This is a genomic window from Acinetobacter sp. I-MWF, assembly GCF_025433935.1.
Lineage (GTDB): Bacteria > Pseudomonadota > Gammaproteobacteria > Pseudomonadales > Moraxellaceae > Acinetobacter > Acinetobacter guillouiae.
Genome location: NZ_JAMBAR010000001.1, coordinates 4386870 through 4404656 on the forward strand (window position 1 = coordinate 4386870; position 17787 = coordinate 4404656).

Annotated in this window: 14 protein-coding genes and 1 pseudogene; 4 read left to right on the top strand and 11 right to left on the bottom strand. The window is 35.7% G+C overall.

Going from position 1 to position 17787, the window contains the following annotated elements:
- Position 1: 1 nt before the first annotated feature.
- Complete coding sequence (gene znuB / locus M2R48_RS20295) at positions 2-802, top strand: zinc ABC transporter permease subunit ZnuB (RefSeq protein ID WP_262087304.1); 801 nt, start codon at positions 2-4, stop codon at positions 800-802.
- A gap of 33 nt (positions 803-835) precedes the next feature.
- Here znuB and M2R48_RS20300 read toward each other — a convergent pair whose 3' ends face one another.
- On the bottom strand, positions 836-1456 hold the full coding sequence (locus tag M2R48_RS20300) for a LysE family translocator (RefSeq protein WP_262087305.1): 621 nt from the start codon (positions 1454-1456) through the stop codon (positions 836-838).
- A gap of 72 nt (positions 1457-1528) precedes the next feature.
- Entirely contained in the window at positions 1529-2149 is a 621-nt protein-coding gene (locus M2R48_RS20305) for a LysE family transporter (protein ID WP_004823696.1), read from the bottom strand.
- A 162-nt stretch (positions 2150-2311) separates the two neighbouring features.
- On the opposite strand from M2R48_RS20305, the gene M2R48_RS20310 reads away from it, so the two are divergent.
- Positions 2312-3232 carry a Dyp-type peroxidase gene (locus M2R48_RS20310; protein WP_262087306.1) on the top strand — a complete coding sequence of 307 codons (921 nt, stop codon included), beginning with the start codon at positions 2312-2314 and terminating at the stop codon, positions 3230-3232.
- Positions 3233-3479: 247 nt separating this feature from the next.
- Here the strand turns inward: M2R48_RS20310 and M2R48_RS20315 are convergent, their stop codons facing one another.
- The 7 genes and pseudogenes from M2R48_RS20315 to M2R48_RS20345 form a co-directional block, all read right to left on the bottom strand.
- Positions 3480-3941, bottom strand: coding sequence for a hypothetical protein (locus M2R48_RS20315; protein ID WP_262087307.1), 462 nt, complete (start codon positions 3939-3941; stop codon positions 3480-3482).
- 56 nt (positions 3942-3997) lie between these two features.
- A pseudogene (locus M2R48_RS20320) lies at positions 3998-4616 on the bottom strand (transposase family protein).
- 160 nt (positions 4617-4776) lie between these two features.
- Positions 4777-5301: a hypothetical protein gene (locus M2R48_RS20325; RefSeq protein ID WP_262087308.1), complete on the bottom strand. Its 525-nt coding sequence runs from the start codon at positions 5299-5301 to the stop codon at positions 4777-4779.
- 402 nt (positions 5302-5703) lie between these two features.
- Entirely contained in the window at positions 5704-6447 is a 744-nt protein-coding gene (locus M2R48_RS20330) for an RND transporter (RefSeq protein ID WP_262087309.1), read from the bottom strand.
- On the bottom strand, positions 6444-8810 hold the full coding sequence (locus tag M2R48_RS20335; RefSeq protein ID WP_262087310.1) for a LysM peptidoglycan-binding domain-containing protein: 2367 nt from the start codon (positions 8808-8810) through the stop codon (positions 6444-6446). The genes M2R48_RS20330 and M2R48_RS20335 overlap by 4 nt, the downstream gene beginning before the upstream one ends.
- A gap of 20 nt (positions 8811-8830) precedes the next feature.
- Positions 8831-12133 (bottom strand): type VI secretion system Vgr family protein, encoded by a 3303-nt coding sequence (locus M2R48_RS20340; RefSeq protein WP_262087311.1) that lies wholly within the window; start codon positions 12131-12133, stop codon positions 8831-8833.
- A gap of 158 nt (positions 12134-12291) precedes the next feature.
- Positions 12292-13989, bottom strand: a complete 1698-nt coding sequence (locus tag M2R48_RS20345) for an NAD-dependent malic enzyme (RefSeq protein ID WP_262087312.1) — start codon at positions 13987-13989, stop codon at positions 12292-12294.
- Positions 13990-14312: 323 nt separating this feature from the next.
- Between M2R48_RS20345 and M2R48_RS20350 the strand changes: the two genes are divergently transcribed.
- The gene (locus M2R48_RS20350; RefSeq protein ID WP_244014397.1) at positions 14313-14909 is read left to right on the top strand and encodes a hypothetical protein; all 597 of its coding nucleotides are present in this window, start codon (positions 14313-14315) and stop codon (positions 14907-14909) included.
- 5 nt (positions 14910-14914) lie between these two features.
- On the opposite strand, the gene M2R48_RS20355 is transcribed toward M2R48_RS20350, so the two are convergent.
- Positions 14915-15184, bottom strand: a complete 270-nt coding sequence (locus M2R48_RS20355) for a DUF2798 domain-containing protein (protein ID WP_004723447.1) — start codon at positions 15182-15184, stop codon at positions 14915-14917.
- Between the two features lie 58 nt (positions 15185-15242).
- Complete coding sequence (locus tag M2R48_RS20360; RefSeq protein WP_262087314.1) at positions 15243-15662, bottom strand: hypothetical protein; 420 nt, start codon at positions 15660-15662, stop codon at positions 15243-15245.
- A 194-nt stretch (positions 15663-15856) separates the two neighbouring features.
- On the opposite strand from M2R48_RS20360, the gene argS reads away from it, so the two are divergent.
- Positions 15857-17647 carry an arginine--tRNA ligase gene (gene argS, locus M2R48_RS20365; protein ID WP_004823680.1) on the top strand — a complete coding sequence of 597 codons (1791 nt, stop codon included), beginning with the start codon at positions 15857-15859 and terminating at the stop codon, positions 17645-17647.
- The last annotated feature ends 140 nt before the right edge of the window (positions 17648-17787 follow it).

Here is a 17787-nt window from a genome sequence, read left to right on the forward strand (position 1 = left end):
CATGATGGAATGGTTAGAATTACTGTTACCTGCATGGATTATGGGAACACTTTTAGTGTTTCTAACAGCTCCGCTAGGTTGTTTGATGCTATGGCGTAGAATGTCGTTCTTTGCTGACACGATGGCACATGGTACCTTGCTAGGTGTTGCGTTAGCCGCTGTTTTAACTTTACCGCTTTGGGTTGGTGTTACCTTTACTGCGATCCTCTTGGTGGCTGTACTTTGGGTTTTACATGACCCGCGCTTACCCAATGACGCCTTACTTGCATTATGTGCTGCGACCTTACTTTGTTCTGGTCTATTGTTAATTCAACACTTACCCGCATTACGTCCTGAATTATTAAGTTATTTATTTGGTGATTTATTAACAATTGAGTGGTCAGACCTACCTATTTTTGCAACTGTGATTATTGTTGCTTTAGCTGTCCTCTACCGTTACTGGCAAGCACAAATTCAAATTGCGATTGATCCTGATATTGCAGTGAGTGAAGGTGTAAACGCCAAATGGCAACGCTTAATTTTTATGTTGTTATTGGCTTTATTCACCGTACTCGCTTTACGTGCAGTTGGTTCGTTATTGATGGGCGCATTATTAGTTATTCCAGCACTGGCTTCACGTCTTATTTCGCACTCACCGAAACAAATGGTGATAGGGGCGTTTGTAATTGCTCAAATTGGTGTGACTGTGGGGTTATGGTCAAGTGCAGCCCTGAACATCTCTACAGGGCTAAGCATCGTATTAACCATGTCTTTGCTGTTTGCTGTGATTTTCTGTGTAATGAAAGTAAAAAAGATGGCTTGATGGATCAATTCCATCTTTAGCCTCAATCAATATTTAAACCATGCTTTTTAACGAAACATATAACCCATATACAGCAATGACAATCAGAATTAATCCGCAAAGCCCTAATATTTTTGGATAAATTTGACTTTTAGAAAGCTTATTAAACGACAGATAGACCAAAGATAACGTGAGAAAATCTAAAATAATCCATGTCACGACTAAAATAACCAGACTGGTATTTATATCAGCATGAATATGAATAAACTGCGGAAAAAATGATGAAAAGAAAATGATATCTTTAGGATTTGAGATACCCACTAAAAAGCCTTTGCTGAGACCACCCTCTACAGGCGACAACATCGTATTGAGTTGATGCTCCTGCTGCGATAATACTTCTTTTAGAATTCCATAACCTAGATAGGCAATATAAAGACATCCTAAAACTTTAATGATCAAGAAAAGTGTTTCATTGACACTAAACATGCCTTTTAAAATTAAAATAGAGGCTGTGATAAGTACCAAAGAAGCCAAATTTGTCCCAACAATAGTCAGTAAAGACTGTCGGTAGCCGCCTTTTAAACCTGCACTTGCAACCAAGATCATGACTGGACCAGGCGTTGCAATCATGATAATCACACTAATGGCATACAAATAAAATTCTAAATAATTCAAAGTAACCTCGAAACAATGGCTTATTTATATGGTCAAATCTCTAACGAATAACGCACTTAATCGCCTAAGTTTTTATTGATGAACCAGACTTAATAAGCCAGCGGCACAACTAAACAATACAGCAAAGGTACGGTTCATATATTTTTGTTGTTTTGGTGATTTTAATAGTCTTAACACTTTGGCTGCCAATCCCGTATAACCAGCCATGACTATCAAGTCAATCGTGATCATGGTCACTGCCATAATCACATATTGAATCCATTGTGGTTTAGACAAGTCTAGAAATTGTGGCAAAACAGCAAGTAAAAAGACGATAGCTTTTGGATTACTGATATTGACAATAAAGCCATATAAGATCAGCTTGGGAATAGATTTTGTCGGTTGCTCAGTTGGGATATCTATCGACTGTGTTTTCGTCGTCCATTGTATGTAGGCTAAATACAGTAAATATAAAACCCCAAACCATTTCACCACGAAAAATGCCAGCGGTGTGGTTGCAAACAATACCCCAACCCCTGCTGCGACAATCGCAATTTGAACCAACAAGGCCAGTTGTAAACCGATTGCATTCCAATAACCACGGCGAAAACCATAATTTAGACCGCTCGACATAGACGCGATCGCACCCGCACCAGGTGAAATACTGATCACCCAGCACGCCAACATATAGGCAAACCAGACTTGATACGACATAACAAAAGGATAGAAAACTTTTAACACGCTATTATAGCGGTTTTAAAACCATACATTTCGATTAATTTAATTGGTAAAAAATATAAGACTTTACTATTCAGCTGTTGCTTGATCATGCACAATAAGGGGATTGATAAATAAAAATTGAGGAGCCATCACCATATGACAGCCCAATCTGTAATTCTACCTTTACCTTCTAATCATGCTCGTTTCATTGTTTTAAATTTAAAAAATCTGTCTACTGATGGCTTAAAAGAACAACTCAATGCGTTGTTAAGTACACGTGATCGCCTAATCACTCAACATCCTGAAGCCGAAATTAAAACCTCAATCGCTTTTGGCCCTGAACTTTGGGCAAAACTTTATCATACAACTCCTGAAGGGTTTAAGCAGTTAGAACCGATTCAAGGCGCATTTAAGATGCCAGTGGTTCCTGCTGATGTACTCATTCATATTGCGTCTGCACGTACAGATATTTGCTTTGCGCTTAGCCAATCCTTTTTTGATGGTATCCAAAATCAAGTTGAGGTTCTGGATGAACGGGTGTGCTTCCGTTATCTCGACGGTCGTGACCTGACTGGTTTTATTGATGGTACTGAAAATCCTCAATTCCCTGATGATCGTGCTGAGACTGCGTTATTAGGTGAAGATTCAGGTATTTTTGAAGATGGATCTTTTATTTTTGCACAACGTTATGTACATGAACTTGAAAAGTGGAAACGTTTAAAAGTTGATGCACAGGAAAATGTGATTGGTCGTTCTAAATTAGAAAGTATAGAGATGGACGATGAACACAAACCTGAAAATGCCCATATTGCTCGTGTTGTCATTGAAGATAATGAAGGCGAAGAATTAGAAATCCTACGCCACTCTCTTCCTTATGGCGATGGTCAAGGCGAGCAAGGCTTATTTTTTATTGCCTATACCAAAGACTTAACCCGTATTGATCGTATGCTAGTCAATATGTTTGGTACTCAAGGCGATGGGATTCATGACCGTTTGCTGCACTTTGTAACACCTATGGATGGTGCTTATTTCTTTGCACCAAATGAAGAAGTGTTGGAAGATATTTTGGAAGATTGAAAGAAATCCATTAAATAAGCAGCTTTATAAAGCTGCTTATTAATTTAAAAAATAATCTCAACATTCTGAAATTATATTATTTTTCATTAACCAAGGTGTTCGTTTTCTATTAAGAACAGCCGACTATCAAAAATAAAATAAAGAATAAATGTTTTTCCCGAAACTAAATATCATCAATATAGGCTTCCTATAAATGTAAATAGAATTGAATAACTAGGCTCCTAATTTACATAAAAGCCCAGAAATTTTATAATTTTTCTTTTATCGTTTTTCCATTTTTGATATAAATTAAATTATAGTTTTTATCTATAATAAACTTTGTTTTTTCAGATAAACTTTTTCCTGTGACAACTCCAAATTTATCAACAATGTTTATATTTAAAAGTGTTTCGCTTTCATCTGAAAAAGGCGAAATAACTATCAACTTCCCATCACTACTTTCAGGTAGAACAACCCCACGCCCATACTGAGAATTTATAAAATTATAAGCATGAGTAAGTTTACTAGAAGAAATTAAATTTACTGATTGGCAATTATCTTTAAAGTTATTTTCCAAACATTTCAAATGATCTTGAGAGTTATAAGGTAAATGCGTTATCTCTAAACCATCACTATTTTTATCTTTTTGCTTAATATTATCCGCACCAGCATAAGTGCTAAAACTTAAGAAAATAATAATAAATATTTTTTGGTAAATACTTTTAAACAAGTTGAATTCCTTCGAAATATTTAGGATCTGTTGACATTTAGGGTTCATAATTTAACCTACAAGTGGAGCCATAAAAATATGCAAGCTAATGCAACAGAAATTTCATAGTTCCGTTTTAATTTGTCATATCAAGTGGCTATTTCTCAAAACTACTTTAATCTACAAAACATATTTTCTACTAAATGCCTGACTTTATATAAATAACAATCTATATGGTCATTGTTTGATTAGCTATTGGATTTTTTCTTTTTACCATTATAGAACTTAATTTGTTTGTTTGTTTGTTTGTTTGTTTGTTTAGGACGTTCTATCTCAGATTCTGTTACCTCCACAATAACAAAGTCATGATCTGTAATGTATTGATTTCTTTTAGGTAATAAAAATACTCTAGACTGTATAAGCCAGTTCTCAATTTTTTGGATGGTTCGATTAACGTTGCTTTCAGCTATTGCAAACTCAGCAGACAATTCAAGCTGAATACTATAAGATCATAAGTACTTCAATGTTAATAACAATTGATCTTCAATTGCTAAGTTGTGAGGACGGCCAAATTTTTTTCTTAAAACGCTCAGCCTCTTGTAAAACGAGATCCATTTTACAAAATAAAGGACATGTCACTCCGACTAAACGTTTGAACTCAATATCATCGAACTTTGTTAAATTTTCATATCTCATAAAGCTATTATAAACAATTTATACTTTCGTAAGAAGTCTAATATAATTTTTGTACTCATAGCAAAAGCATCAACATATGATGCTTTTTCCTTATGGCTATTCCTTGCAATTATTAATTAAATTTCATTTTAAAAAAAGTAATATCTAGTATTTTAGACAACTAATTGAAAGGACTTTTACTTTTCATAATAATGCCATCATCAGAAATTTTATAATAGTTTATTTTAGCTAACTTACCATCATAGCTTTTAACCTTAATATTATATTTTTTATCAATCCAGAATTCTGATCCCGTTCCAAAATTCACAGAATGTCCCTTGCCATCTTTAAATACATTAAGACTATAATTTTCCAGCTCTCCTTCATCAGTAAAATAAGCAATAAAAACCGTTTTATTGCAAATATCTGGTAATCTTATTGCTCCTCCAAATTGCACAAAATCACCATGATTCTCTGAAAGTTTTTGTAAAAAACTTTCAGAGAATTGAGAGAATGAAATTGTATTTTCTCTTTTTAATTTACTCTTTGATGAGATAGGTAGAGCCACTGGGAGTACACTTTTAAAGTTATTTGCTACAATATTATTTTTATTACAAAATTCTCCATTATTATTTGGCTTAGCTATAGAATTAGTCATATAAATCAAATTCATAATAACAAGAAATATAATAAGTAAATTTTTCATTTTACACTCCAAACTGTTTTTTCACTTCCCATCTCACTTTTTTTGTTACTGATGATATTGATAGATTTTTTCTAAGATTTGTTTGACCATTTTTGTAGAACTTGATTTTGCTTGATTAGCAGTACTTTCATAATAGTATTTTGTAATCATGACAATAGCACCTATGTATAGTGCTTATTTTTACAACAAATAAAGATATTTTGGAAGGCTGATAAAAATCAATTAATAATAAATTTATTAATTACAGTGTTTAAAAATAATATCTTACAAAAAACCAAGCAATCTTAATGAAAAATCAATATAATCAAAACAGAACTCTTATATTCATTAGCTATCTATCCATTAGTTTCAGTATTTATTAAAAAATCGCACTCTAAAAATTAGACTGCGATTTTAAAACCTTCATTTTATTTGTTGAATTTGCATAAAACCTTCATTACATTCAAGAATTGAACCTTTTAAGTCCTCGCATTTAATTTTATTATTTTTCATTAACTTAAATTTAAACCCGTTATTAATTTTATGCCCTGGTTTAAATTCTTTTGATAAAACTGCCCAAATAGCAGGGTTGTTCTGCTCATATACAGAATCTACACTGTACGTATTTAAAGAATCATCTACGCTAATTTTCTTTATATAATTTTGATCTAGAAAATTATAATCATACTGACCATTCTTATTACGAGAAACACTTGTGTTATTTACTTTAACAACAGCAACTTCTTTTGCTTTCTTATTAAAAATATAAAATTTCTTTATAACATAAAAATCACCTCTTAATATGTTTTCCGTATATTGCACAAAACCAATAAAATTGTTATCAGAAAAGTAAGGTGAAATAACATACCTATTCAAACCATATATTTTATTTTTATCTAAAGTATATAAAACATCTCCTTTCTTCAAAAGAATACTATAAGAATTAGCACTATTATTATCGCCAGAATTCAAAGAGTTTTCTTTAGTTATAATCTCATAATCTTTATCTATTTTTACAGACTGCCCAAGTTCATTAATACTTTTGTAGCCTTGAGAAATACCACTATTTGAATCATCATAAAGAATAATATTTTTCGCCTGTAAAAGGCCTGGTATCAACAGAGCTAATATTAAAAATATTTTTCTTAAATACATATCTAATCTCATCGTTTTTCTTTAGTTGGAGGTAATGGGTTATTAAGTAAAGGATACGGATCAAAACGCCCAACTAGACCTCTACCATCTTGATCCTTTGTTGGTAATGATTTGTTCCCTTTCCCATGATCCTTCAAATACCAAACTTCAAAATGTAAATGGCTACCTAATTCAACTGTTGGCATTACATGTGCATTTCCACTACAGCCAGTTTTTCCTAATGGAGTGCCAGCATCAATCCATTGTTCATCACTTTCAAAACTATTGATTTGACTCAAATGGGCGTAAAAAAACCAAACAAATGTTATATCCGGATAGCGTTTTCTTATGTAAGATTTTTGTTTATCTGGTAAATCATCTACTTTTACTTGCAATGTAATAGATGCTCCAAAACTACTATCTCCTTTAGCATTAAAGTCCCTATTAACAGCATATAAAGTTCCTGAAGCAACAGCCTTTATTTCATCTCCAACTTTTGCTTCTAAATCAATACCTTGATGTGCTCTTGTTCCACCATTTCTGACCATGCCAAATGTGCAAGATTTTGCAACTGCAGCATATTTTCCTGCAGACCTCATTCTATTTACTCTTAATGGATCAAACCAGACATTTGCTCCACCAATTTTTGTTTCCTGTTTTTGTTCCTGTTTTTGTTCCTGTTTTTGTTCCTGTTTTGCTTCCTGTTTTGCTTCCTGTTTTGCTTCCTGTTTTTGTTCCTGTTTTTGTTCCTGTTTTGCTTCCTGTTTTGCTTCCTGTTTTGCTTCCTGTTTTTGTTCCTGTTTTTGTTCCTGTTTAGAATTTAAAACTTTCTTTTCTATATCCACCATATTAGATTCATGTAATCCATTTGTATTTAACATAAATTCTAAGGTATGAACTTTTGTATCAATCAAATTTTCATACATCCAAATTTTATAAGCTTGAATATAATTATTATTACCTTGCTTTAAGTATTTAGCTTGAACTTTTGCACTCACATTCGATTTAAAGTTCTTTTTGGCCGTATCTTCATCAATACTATTTCTCATGATCAAATATGCTGTTCCAGATGATTCATGATGACAAAAATATATCAACTTGCTCATTTCTAATGGATTTAAACTATCAACCCCACTAGTATCTAAACCATTCTTCTTTAATCTGCGCTTTAAGCCCTCTAAATTTTTTTTTGCAGACAAAGCTATAGTATCAATTGATAATCCTGCATCTGTTCTTAGTGAGTTTATCCAGTTGATATCATTGCTATTCAGCTTAACTATAGGTTCTTGTAATTTCTTCTTTTTTTGTTCTTCAGTACGCTGGTCATCAGAAAGCGTATAGTTTCTCCAACGACCACTTCCAACTAACACCTTATACCCTTTCTTCTTAACTATATATTGATTAAGCTTACCCGTTTTATCTGTTGCTAATTCCAACCAAGTTGGTGTAAAAAACTGACCTAAACCGACTCCCGTTCCTTCTGGATTTACTGCTTTTGAATCCCATTTATTTTCGACTTTCCCTCCACCTGTTTCGATACAAATAAGAGCTGCTATTGTTGCTGCATTTATGCCATATTTTTTTTCAGCATCCAGAATATCTTTTCTATAAACTTCATTTGCAGCAACCAGTCTCAAATTTCCTTCAATTCCGACCTTAGCAATAGCATGTGTTTTTTCTCCTCCTTCAGTTCTAATCGATTTGTCGATTGTTTCAGGTAAATTAGTTGGAGGTTGTTTTTCTTTTGTTTTTTGTAAACTCCCACTAGCTGGAGTCTTCTCCCCACTAGCAACCAATACTCCTTTTTGATTATTTAACTCCTTATTATCTTCAACTACTAGAGGGCCTGAGGATAATGCTACATCTTTCTTCTTTGCTATTTCTTTATTCTTATTTTTTAAATCAACTTTAACATCTTTTACTTTTTGATTTTCAGTACCCTCTTTATAACCATATACACCGTATGATTTCATCATTCTTGAAGTTAAAATTAATTTCTTTTTCCCTAAAGGCAATTTCTTATGATCAGCAATTAAATAAAAGCCTTTTTGGTTACTTTTAAAATAAACTTTAATCCCTTTAGTATGATCTTTAACAGCAATTACAGAAGAATTTCCATTTAATATTTCAATTTCTTTTTTTATACCATCATATTCTAAATTTAATATGGCTGTATTAATTGGATTAAATGCTAAATCCAATAATCGAATAGTTAGAAATGTGTCAATTTCTTCTTCAGGTGGGCATAAGTATATTTTTTGCCCAATACTTATATTATGAATTCGTCGCCCAGTTAAGTTATTCCAGTCAGCTAAATTGTTTAAAGGAATTCCATAGTGTTTTGATATCCCCCAAAGTGTTTCACCTTTTGCAACATTGTGTATCTTCTTATTCATTTATTCATACCCACTAAAATTTAATCAAGTTGTGAACCATGGTCGCCCGGTTCTAAAATCATATCATTACTACTCTCATCATCGATTTCATCATCATAAAAAGAGCTAGACCATTGATCAAAACCTAAATATGCAGAATATTTCTTAGCATCGTCGCTTTCTAATAAGGCTGTTAAACCACTTCCATCAGTTAATCCTTCCCATAGTGTCTGTTTTTCTAAGTCATCAAACACTATAACTTTAGCTTCAGGAATTGCCTCTCCAAATATTGAAGTAAATAAAAATTTAATTGCAGATGGCCCAACCTTCGGCAATTCAGGTATATCCGAAGACACCTTTTCACCACTGGTAAACAACTGTTGTCCCGATTTAACCTCAAACTTTCCACCAGTTTTAATAAAGACACCACTACCATTAACCACAAGCTGAGTCCCGCCTGCTTTTAAGTCAATTTCTTTAGAACTGGTCAGCTCAATCTTATCTTCAGTCGCGATGAGTTTAATCACTTTCTTCGCAATGATTTCAATCAAATCATCTTGCGCCTGCACCTTGATCGGACCCTTTGCGGCAAATGCACTTAAACCTTTCTGTGCTGCAAACAAACTGATCTTATCCTGTGCATGACCGACAATATTCTTCTGTGCACTTAAATTAATTGAGCCTTGGGCACTTTCAGCAATATCTTGCGAAGCTTGTAACACGATGTCTTCTGGGGTGGTTAATGCAATCCCATTAGGTGAAGCCAGTAACATCAATGCCTGACGAAAGATCTTACCTTGTTCTTGTTTGGCACTATCACCACTACTTTCTAAGTCTTTTGTATAACTTTCCATAAAGCCCTGTAAGGAGCCTAAAGCCTGCATCGGATTCACATCCAATTTGCTGCCTTTATTAAAAGTTCCACAAACACTAGTTAAATCAAAATCCTTAATTTCAACATTGGCAATTACCTTACCCACGTCTTTTAAAGCGCTTAATGGTTCTGAATCAAATTTGTCTTTTAAACTGGTTAATTTACCTTTTAAAACATCTGAACCATGTTCTTCAATATTTTCGATAAAACTCTTTAAGTTCTCAATCGACTCTTTGGAATCATTAAAAAAGTCTTTAAATTCATCTACAATATTCTTGGTATCTTTACCAAATTTCTGGATGTCCTCGATAAAATCACCACTGTTTTTCAGTGCTGAAATTGGATCACTCCCCACAGCATTTTTAAATAAACCCACGGTTGCCTGTAAAGCCTGATTTGCACCTTTTAGTTCTAAAGAGTTAATCAGTTTCGGTAAACGATTGACAACATTCAAGGCATCTGTTTGTTGTTTGACTGCTATTTCACTCAGCACTTTCATACTTTCTGCACCTTGATTTAACAAGGACTGCGCTTGTGCTGCTTCTAAGTGGTCTGCAATCGCATTTTCTTGGGCATACGTCGTGATAAGCATGCCTTTGCCTGCACGCATCGCACCATAAGCATCGGTTCTTAACTCAAAACCTTCACCACGCCCATTGCTGGTTTCCTTATCTTTCGGATGGCTTAAGTTCCCAAGGTTAAGTTGTGTTGCTGCATGACTACTTTGTAGCTGCGTACTGATTTGGCCTGTTGTATCATCAAAGCGGAGTTGGTTAAAACCTGATCCACCTACTTCCGATGAGCGAATACCGCTTAATTTTTTGGTATCAGGCAACTGGCCTTTGATATCAAACATGGTTTGATGACGTTCTGCTTCATGTAAACGTCCCATCACAAATGGACGGTCGACATTGCCATCAAAGAAATCAATCACTACGATTTCACCAATTCGTGGGTGGAATCTTGTGCCATAACCTTCTCCCGCCCAAGAGGTCAATACATCAACCCAAGCTGAGTCTGTATCATTGTCATTCGAGCCTGCACCACCATCATGACTATTGTCATCGGTACGGGTGAAGAGGAAACGAACTTTGATCCGTCCCCATTGATCGACATAAATCGTTTCGCCTTGCGGGCCAACCACTTTGGCACGTTGTGGAAATGCAGAAGGTCTATGTGCTAAAGGGTTATACTCAGGAACGATCGGAATTCTACGGCGTACCAAGGACAACTCATTGGCTTGACGCTGGTCTTTAATTAAATGGTTCCAATAATTTAAATTAAGCAGCTTGGATAACTGATCTTGTAACTCTTTAGGTAAGTTATTTTGATTGTAAAAAGTCTTACCTAAGATTAAGAACTCACGATCCGAACCATCATGTTGATCAATTTCAGGGTGTTCTCTTAATTCAAACCAATAGCCAACTTGCGCATCACGCACTGAACTGGTTGCAGTAAAATATTTGGACTGTAATTCTTGGTATTGTGTTAGTTGGATATTTAATTTATCAACTTGGGCTGAACTGGAAACTGTGGTTTGATCTTCGCCATTGAGATCACTGGTCCAAGCTGGGCTAATTGTCCAAGCCTGCTCTAAACTTAAAGTTTCATTATCTTGTTGATCACTATGTTGGTGATTACTTAACTGGCTATCGCCCTGATCTTGTAAAAGGCTATCCGCTTGCCAACGTTGTACTTGTATTGCTGTTGATTGAATTGAGCGCTGGGCAATGAGGCTGGTAATCGTGTCAAAGCGTTCTGTTGCATGACTGCGATGGAAACGAATACTTCGTCTAGGCATTGCCTCATATTGCGTATTGTCATCAATGAGACGTAATTTCTGTGCCTGAATCTGCGTTGCCGAAATAGGCACAATTCGTACAGATTCATCAACTAACCAGTTAATACCTTCACTGCGCCACAAGCGAGTTAAAAACTCATAATCCGTTTCATTGGCTTGCATTACAAAAGGACGGATATCGTATTGTTTTTTTAAACCACTACTGTCCAGACTTAAACTGGCAGAAAATAAGGCACTTTTCGCTTGCCACTCTTTAAATAAGATTTCCGATATTTCCAGAACACTTTTGTTCATAAAAACACGGCTATTACGACGCTTATGCCAAAGACTGGTTGCATCTTCAAGCGTTAATTTATAAACGCTTAACGCCCCATCACTCTGCCCTTGGCTTGCCCCTGTTACAATTCCAGTGGTTCGGTACAATTCACCAAAATCGGTGACTTGATCAACTGCAACCTGACACCCGATAAATTGTTTTAAAGCAATATGCGCACTGGTTGAAAGGCAGAGTAATTCTGCCTTTAAGCCTTGATTAATCTGTTGTTGCCCCTGAATGCATTGCAAGAATACACTGCTGTTTAAGGCTTGATTTGAGAATTGAACGTGGATCGCTCGTGTTTGTAATCCCAAGCCAAAGCTTTCAAGTAAGGTCGTAATATTTTTCAGCATTTTAGTTATTGATATTTAATTACAAGTGTCCTTATTTTAATTAAAAATTCAAAAAAAGACACCGATAAATTGTTATATTTTTTAATCAATATCTCTTTTAAAAAAAGGGAAATTATCTAGTAATTTCCCTTTTTAACTTCATTACCTATCAATAAAAGTTAGAACGGAACACGTTTATAATCACGATATTCTGGTTTCCAGAAGTTCTGTTCAATACTTTCTAGCAATTGCTCATCACTGATCATCGGTGCTACACCATCTTGAATAGCGGCTTTAGCAACTTTAAACGCGATAATTTTAGATACTTGCTGCAATTCATTTAAATCAGGCAATAAATCTGCGTGGATATCTTGCAACTTCGGTGAACAATCGGCCAAAGCTGAACTTGAAGCCATCAACATATTGTCTGTAACACGGGTTGCTTGAACTGCAACCACACCCAAACCAATACCAGGGAAGATATAAGAGTTATTGCACTGTGAAATCTGATAGGTTTCATCATGATAATTCACTGGGGTAAATGGGCTGCCTGTCGCAATCAATGCTTTACCTTCTGTCCATTGAATAATATCAGCTGGCACGGCTTCAACTCGTGAAGTTGGGTTGGATAAAGGCAATACAATCGGATATTCACAGTTTTCAGCCATCGTTTTAATGATCTCTTCTGTAAATAAACCTGGTTGACCGGATACCCCAATCAATACGGTTGGTTTGGCATTTTTCACAACATCAAGCAGTGAAATGATTTCCTCAGCATTGCCCCAATGTGCAACATCTTCAGGTTTCTGCGCAAGTTTACGTTGGAAATCCAATAAGTTTGGCTGATTTTCAGTGATTAAGCCAAAACGATCTACCATAAATACTTTGGCACGCGCTTCAGCATCCGTCAGGCCTTCAGCAACCATCTGTGCAATAATTTGTTCTGCAATACCACAACCTGCGGAACCAGCCCCTAAGAAGGTAATTTTCTGGTCTTTGAGCTGTTTACCTGCGGCTCTACTCGCAGCAATTAAAGTACCAACGCAGACTGCCGCTGTTCCTTGAATATCGTCATTAAAACAACAAATCTTATCACGATATTTTTCAAGTAAAGGCATGGCATTTTTTTGCGCAAAATCTTCGAATTGAATCAATGCTTTTGGCCAACGACGTTTAACCGCTGCAATCACTTCATCGACAAATTCATAGTATTCATCCCCACTGACACGAGGTTGCGACCATCCCATATAAATCGGGTCATTCAATAATTGTTGATTATTGGTTCCCACATCAATGGTAATCGGCAATGTATAGGCTGGACTAATACCACCACATGCGGTGTAAAGAGACAGTTTTCCAATTGGAATACCCATGCCGCCAATACCTTGGTCGCCTAAACCAAGAATACGCTCACCATCTGTGATTACAATCACTTTGACATTTTTACGGTTTACGTTGTGAATGATTTCATCAATGTATTTACGGTCAGGATAGGAAAGAAATACGCCACGATGACGACGATAAATATCGGAGAAACGCTGACATGCTTCACCCACTGTCGGTGTATAGATAATCGGCATCATCTCACTTAAGTGATTTTCAATCAGGTGGTAAAACAGCGTTTCATTGGTGTCTTGAATATTTCGTAAATAAATATGCTTATTGATCGCTTCACTGAAAGAACAGAACTGTTGGTATGAACGTTGACTTTGTTCCTCGATACTTTCGATCACATGAGGAATTAAACCGTGTAAGTTAAATTGAGTTCGTTCTTCTTCTGTGAAGGCTGAACCTTTATTTAATAAAGGCAGCTCTAATAAGGCATTACCTGCATAATGAATATATAGAGGATATTTTTTCAGGGTTTCCGTTGGCATTTCCATTCTCATTGAAGCAGACTGCCTGCTTCTATCTTTTGCTAAGCTACGACTTTGGTCTGATACAAGCTTAAGCCTATTTTTGACTAAATGGGTATTTAGATACGTGATAATGATATTCAAAGTATTTTACAGAATGATAAATTATTCTCAGTTTTGCGGATCAAATTCTCTTTTTTAAGCAATTTAATATTTTTCCATAAAATAATGAGTCATGATCCCGCCATTAAAATGCATATTTGTACGCAATTTTGACCAATCATTGATTTTTTTTCGGTTTAGATTTATTTTGTTTAAAATACGATGAAGCTAAACCAATAACAATGAACACAAAGATCTCTCTACTCCTTCTTAGCACAGTCATTGCATGTACTGGTTGCCAAACTGCAAAAAAAGTCTCTTCTGGTGTTTCTAAAACCACTGAAAAAGTCAAAAGTATGGTGGGCTTAGGCGAAGCCAAAGTTCCAGAAGTTGATCAACAAGGTGTGGTTGATGTCAGTAAAGCCACCCTCGAAAAACTAGAACAAATGAAGATCAATATGCCCACTGGACAATGGGTCTATATTGAAAATGATCTTCAAGGTATTTACACCTTACAGAACAAATCCAGTGATGGAAACGTCCTATATTTGCGTTTGAATTGTAAGATTCCTTCGCAGAAGTCTGGTTTTACGATTGAAGATAAAGATGGCAAAGAGCTGCTTAAAGCACATGATGCGCAAACCGGTCAAGTTCAATTCTTAATCGACAATAACAACTATGGCAATCCATTTGACTTAGTCAATGCGAAAAAAATGCCGACATTTAAAACAGCACTGAGCAAAGCCAAAGTGATTAAAATCTTTAACAATTCCAAACTTTATACCTTTACAAATGGCCATGCTGAATTGCTTAGCAAGCCTGTCACATGTAAAGAGTAGATCCATTATTTAGGCATATCCACAAATACGGCGGTTAAACGTCGTACTAAGGGTAAAACAATCAGAACCACAGGATATGCCACAGCCCATGATACCATCCATGCAGCAAGCCATTTGACCCAAAATCCGTTAATCAAACCCACATTGATCAACATATTAATCAATGACACCATGCCACTCATTAAACAAGATAAGAACAACGGCATAATCCATGCTGCAAATTTTGCAGGGAGTTTTGGGATATTGCCAATAATTGTGGGAGGAGTATTTGACATATATCGCTCTAAATTTACCAACAGGACACATTTTATTCTTTTAATAGACCTGAAACAATTAATCCTTCCACATAACATCGGCCACATTTTGCCATTTGATTTGATTGGACAAATTTAAAGGCTGATCATAGAGCTCAGATATCACATTGATTGCATCATCGAGTGAAATAATTGAATTTAAAGGGAGCCAGGTGTCATCACCAACATCAAATAACGCTAAGTTCAGATCTTCATTGCAAGACAGCCACGACTCGCCTTGTTGGGCAGTAGGGATATTTTTATCGTAACGCAAAATCAAGTGAGTCGTATCTATCCACCAAAACAATAAAATGATCTGACCTTGTTTTGGCATATCTAGCGCAAGATAACCTGAATTTGAATATTCCAAGTCTGTGGGCTGAATCTTCGCAAATAACTGTATAACTTGTTCTTTTTCTATATTCTCATGATCAATTTGATCTAAAAAACTCACAAACATATTTTTTATCCAGTGATTAAAGCAGTGTAATCCGTCAAATCCATTTGAAATCTAAACGCCAATACACAGTGAAATTGAGCATACTGCCATTTTTCTTATCGAATAAGTTTTATTCTATACAAATGCATTCACCTAAAAGGCGCAAAATTTGCTATATTTAGCGTTTTTCTGCGACATTTATTTCTCTATAGATTATGAATACGGCCATACAAGCAGCTCTTGATCATGCAGTGCAATCCCTACAAGCTGAAGGGACTCTTCCATCTGACTGGAAAAACACAAGTGTTTTAACGCGAACTAAAGACCGAAGCCACGGTGATTTCGCATCAAACATTGCCATGATGGGCGCTAAAGTTGCTGGTATGAAACCACGTGATCTTGCAGAGAAAATTTTGGCAAATTTACCCGAAGTGGTTGATATTGCCAAAGCTGAAATTGCGGGTCCTGGTTTTATCAACTTCTTTTTAAATGCCGATCAACGCTTTACTGTGTTGGATCAGATCCAAGCACAAAAAGAACAATTTGGTAAAACCCAAGCAAATGCAGCCAAGAAAATTCAGGTTGAATTCGTTTCTGCAAACCCAACCTCTAGCCTGCATGTAGGTCATGGTCGTGGTGCTGCATATGGTATGACTGTTGCAAACTTACTTGAAGCAACAGGTGCCAAAGTTGAACGTGAATATTATGTCAATGATGCTGGCCGTCAAATGGACATCCTCGCCACATCAACTTATTTACGTTATTTAGAATTAAGCGGCCAAACTTTAGTTTTCCCTAAAAATGCTTATCAAGGTGATTACGTTAAAGAAATCGCCCAAGGTATCATCGACAAACATGCTGATGCTTATGTACGTAGTGTGGCTGATGTTTACAAAGATGTTCCAGAAGATGTGCAATATGCTGAAGAGCTTGATGCCGATGGCAATAAAGTGGTTATTTCAGGCGATAAAGAAAAGCACATTGATGGCTTAATTCACAACTCACAAGCTTTAGTGGGTGAAGGTTATCGTGTATTCCATCAAGCAGCTTTACATGCCATTTTAGATGACATTAAAGATGACCTTGGTGAGTTTGGCGTAACGTTTAATCACTGGTTTAGTGAAGCATCTTTGGCTGAAAAAATTGATGAAGCCTTACAAACATTAGACCAACGTGGTTTTCTTTATGAAAAAGATGGCAACATTTGGTTTAAATCAACTGAATTTGGTGATGAAAAAGACCGCGTAGTCAAACGTCGTAATGGACAAACCACGTACTTTGCCTCTGACATTGCCTATCATTTAAATAAATTACAACGTGGCTTTACTGACCTTGTTGATATCTGGGGTTCAGACCACCATGGCTATATTGCACGTGTTAAAGCTGCAATTGATGCGATGGGCTATGACTCATCTAAATTGACGGTACTTTTAGTACAGTTCGTCAGCTTATGGCGTGGTGGTGAGATGGTACAAATGTCATCTCGTTCAGGTCAATTCGTGACATTGCGCGATCTTCGTAAAGAAGTCGGCAATGATGCAGCACGTTTTTATTATGTGATGCGTAAATCTGAACAGCACATTGATTTCGATTTAGATTTAGCGGTATCTCAAAGCAAAGACAATGCCGTGTATTATATTCAATATGCACATGCTCGTATTTGCCGTATGTTAGAAAAAGCAGCAACAACAAATATTCAATTTGATACTGAAAATGCACGTCAATTTGCTGCAAAATTAGAACTTGATGCTGAAACTGAAATTTTAGCGAAACTCGCGGCTTATCCTGAAGTCCTTATTCGCGCTGCAAATAATTATGAACCACATCAAGTTGGTAATTATTTGAAAGAACTTGCTGCTTTATTCCATGGTTGGTACAACGAGAATAAAGTATTGGGTGATGATGCCGAATTGACTCAAGCCCGTTTATTGCTTTCAGCAAATATCAAACAAGTCTTACATAATGGTCTTGAATTATTGGGTGTATCTGCACCTGAAAGTATGTAAGTCAAGAATTGCTTTACATGTTCCCAAGACCAAGGTCTGGCTCAAAGTAAGCATTGAAGTGTGTAATAAATCATTACTTTACATCGTGTTCAAGCAAAACTATGCTTGAACACGATCTAAGCAATACATAATAAGAGGGT

Coding starts and splice junctions, on each gene's coding strand:
- znuB (WP_262087304.1), top strand. CDS start 2: ATGATGGAATGGTTAGAATTACTGTTACCTGCATGGATTATGGGAACA.
- M2R48_RS20305 (WP_004823696.1), bottom strand. CDS start 2,149: ATGTCGTATCAAGTCTGGTTTGCCTATATGTTGGCGTGCTGGGTGATC.
- M2R48_RS20310 (WP_262087306.1), top strand. CDS start 2,312: ATGACAGCCCAATCTGTAATTCTACCTTTACCTTCTAATCATGCTCGT.
- M2R48_RS20325 (WP_262087308.1), bottom strand. CDS start 5,301: ATGAAAAATTTACTTATTATATTTCTTGTTATTATGAATTTGATTTAT.
- M2R48_RS20330 (WP_262087309.1), bottom strand. CDS start 6,447: ATGAGATTAGATATGTATTTAAGAAAAATATTTTTAATATTAGCTCTG.
- M2R48_RS20335 (WP_262087310.1), bottom strand. CDS start 8,810: ATGAATAAGAAGATACACAATGTTGCAAAAGGTGAAACACTTTGGGGG.
- M2R48_RS20340 (WP_262087311.1), bottom strand. CDS start 12,133: ATGCTGAAAAATATTACGACCTTACTTGAAAGCTTTGGCTTGGGATTA.
- M2R48_RS20345 (WP_262087312.1), bottom strand. CDS start 13,989: ATGCCAACGGAAACCCTGAAAAAATATCCTCTATATATTCATTATGCA.
- M2R48_RS20350 (WP_244014397.1), top strand. CDS start 14,313: ATGAACACAAAGATCTCTCTACTCCTTCTTAGCACAGTCATTGCATGT.
- M2R48_RS20355 (WP_004723447.1), bottom strand. CDS start 15,184: ATGTCAAATACTCCTCCCACAATTATTGGCAATATCCCAAAACTCCCT.
- M2R48_RS20360 (WP_262087314.1), bottom strand. CDS start 15,662: ATGTTTGTGAGTTTTTTAGATCAAATTGATCATGAGAATATAGAAAAA.
- argS (WP_004823680.1), top strand. CDS start 15,857: ATGAATACGGCCATACAAGCAGCTCTTGATCATGCAGTGCAATCCCTA.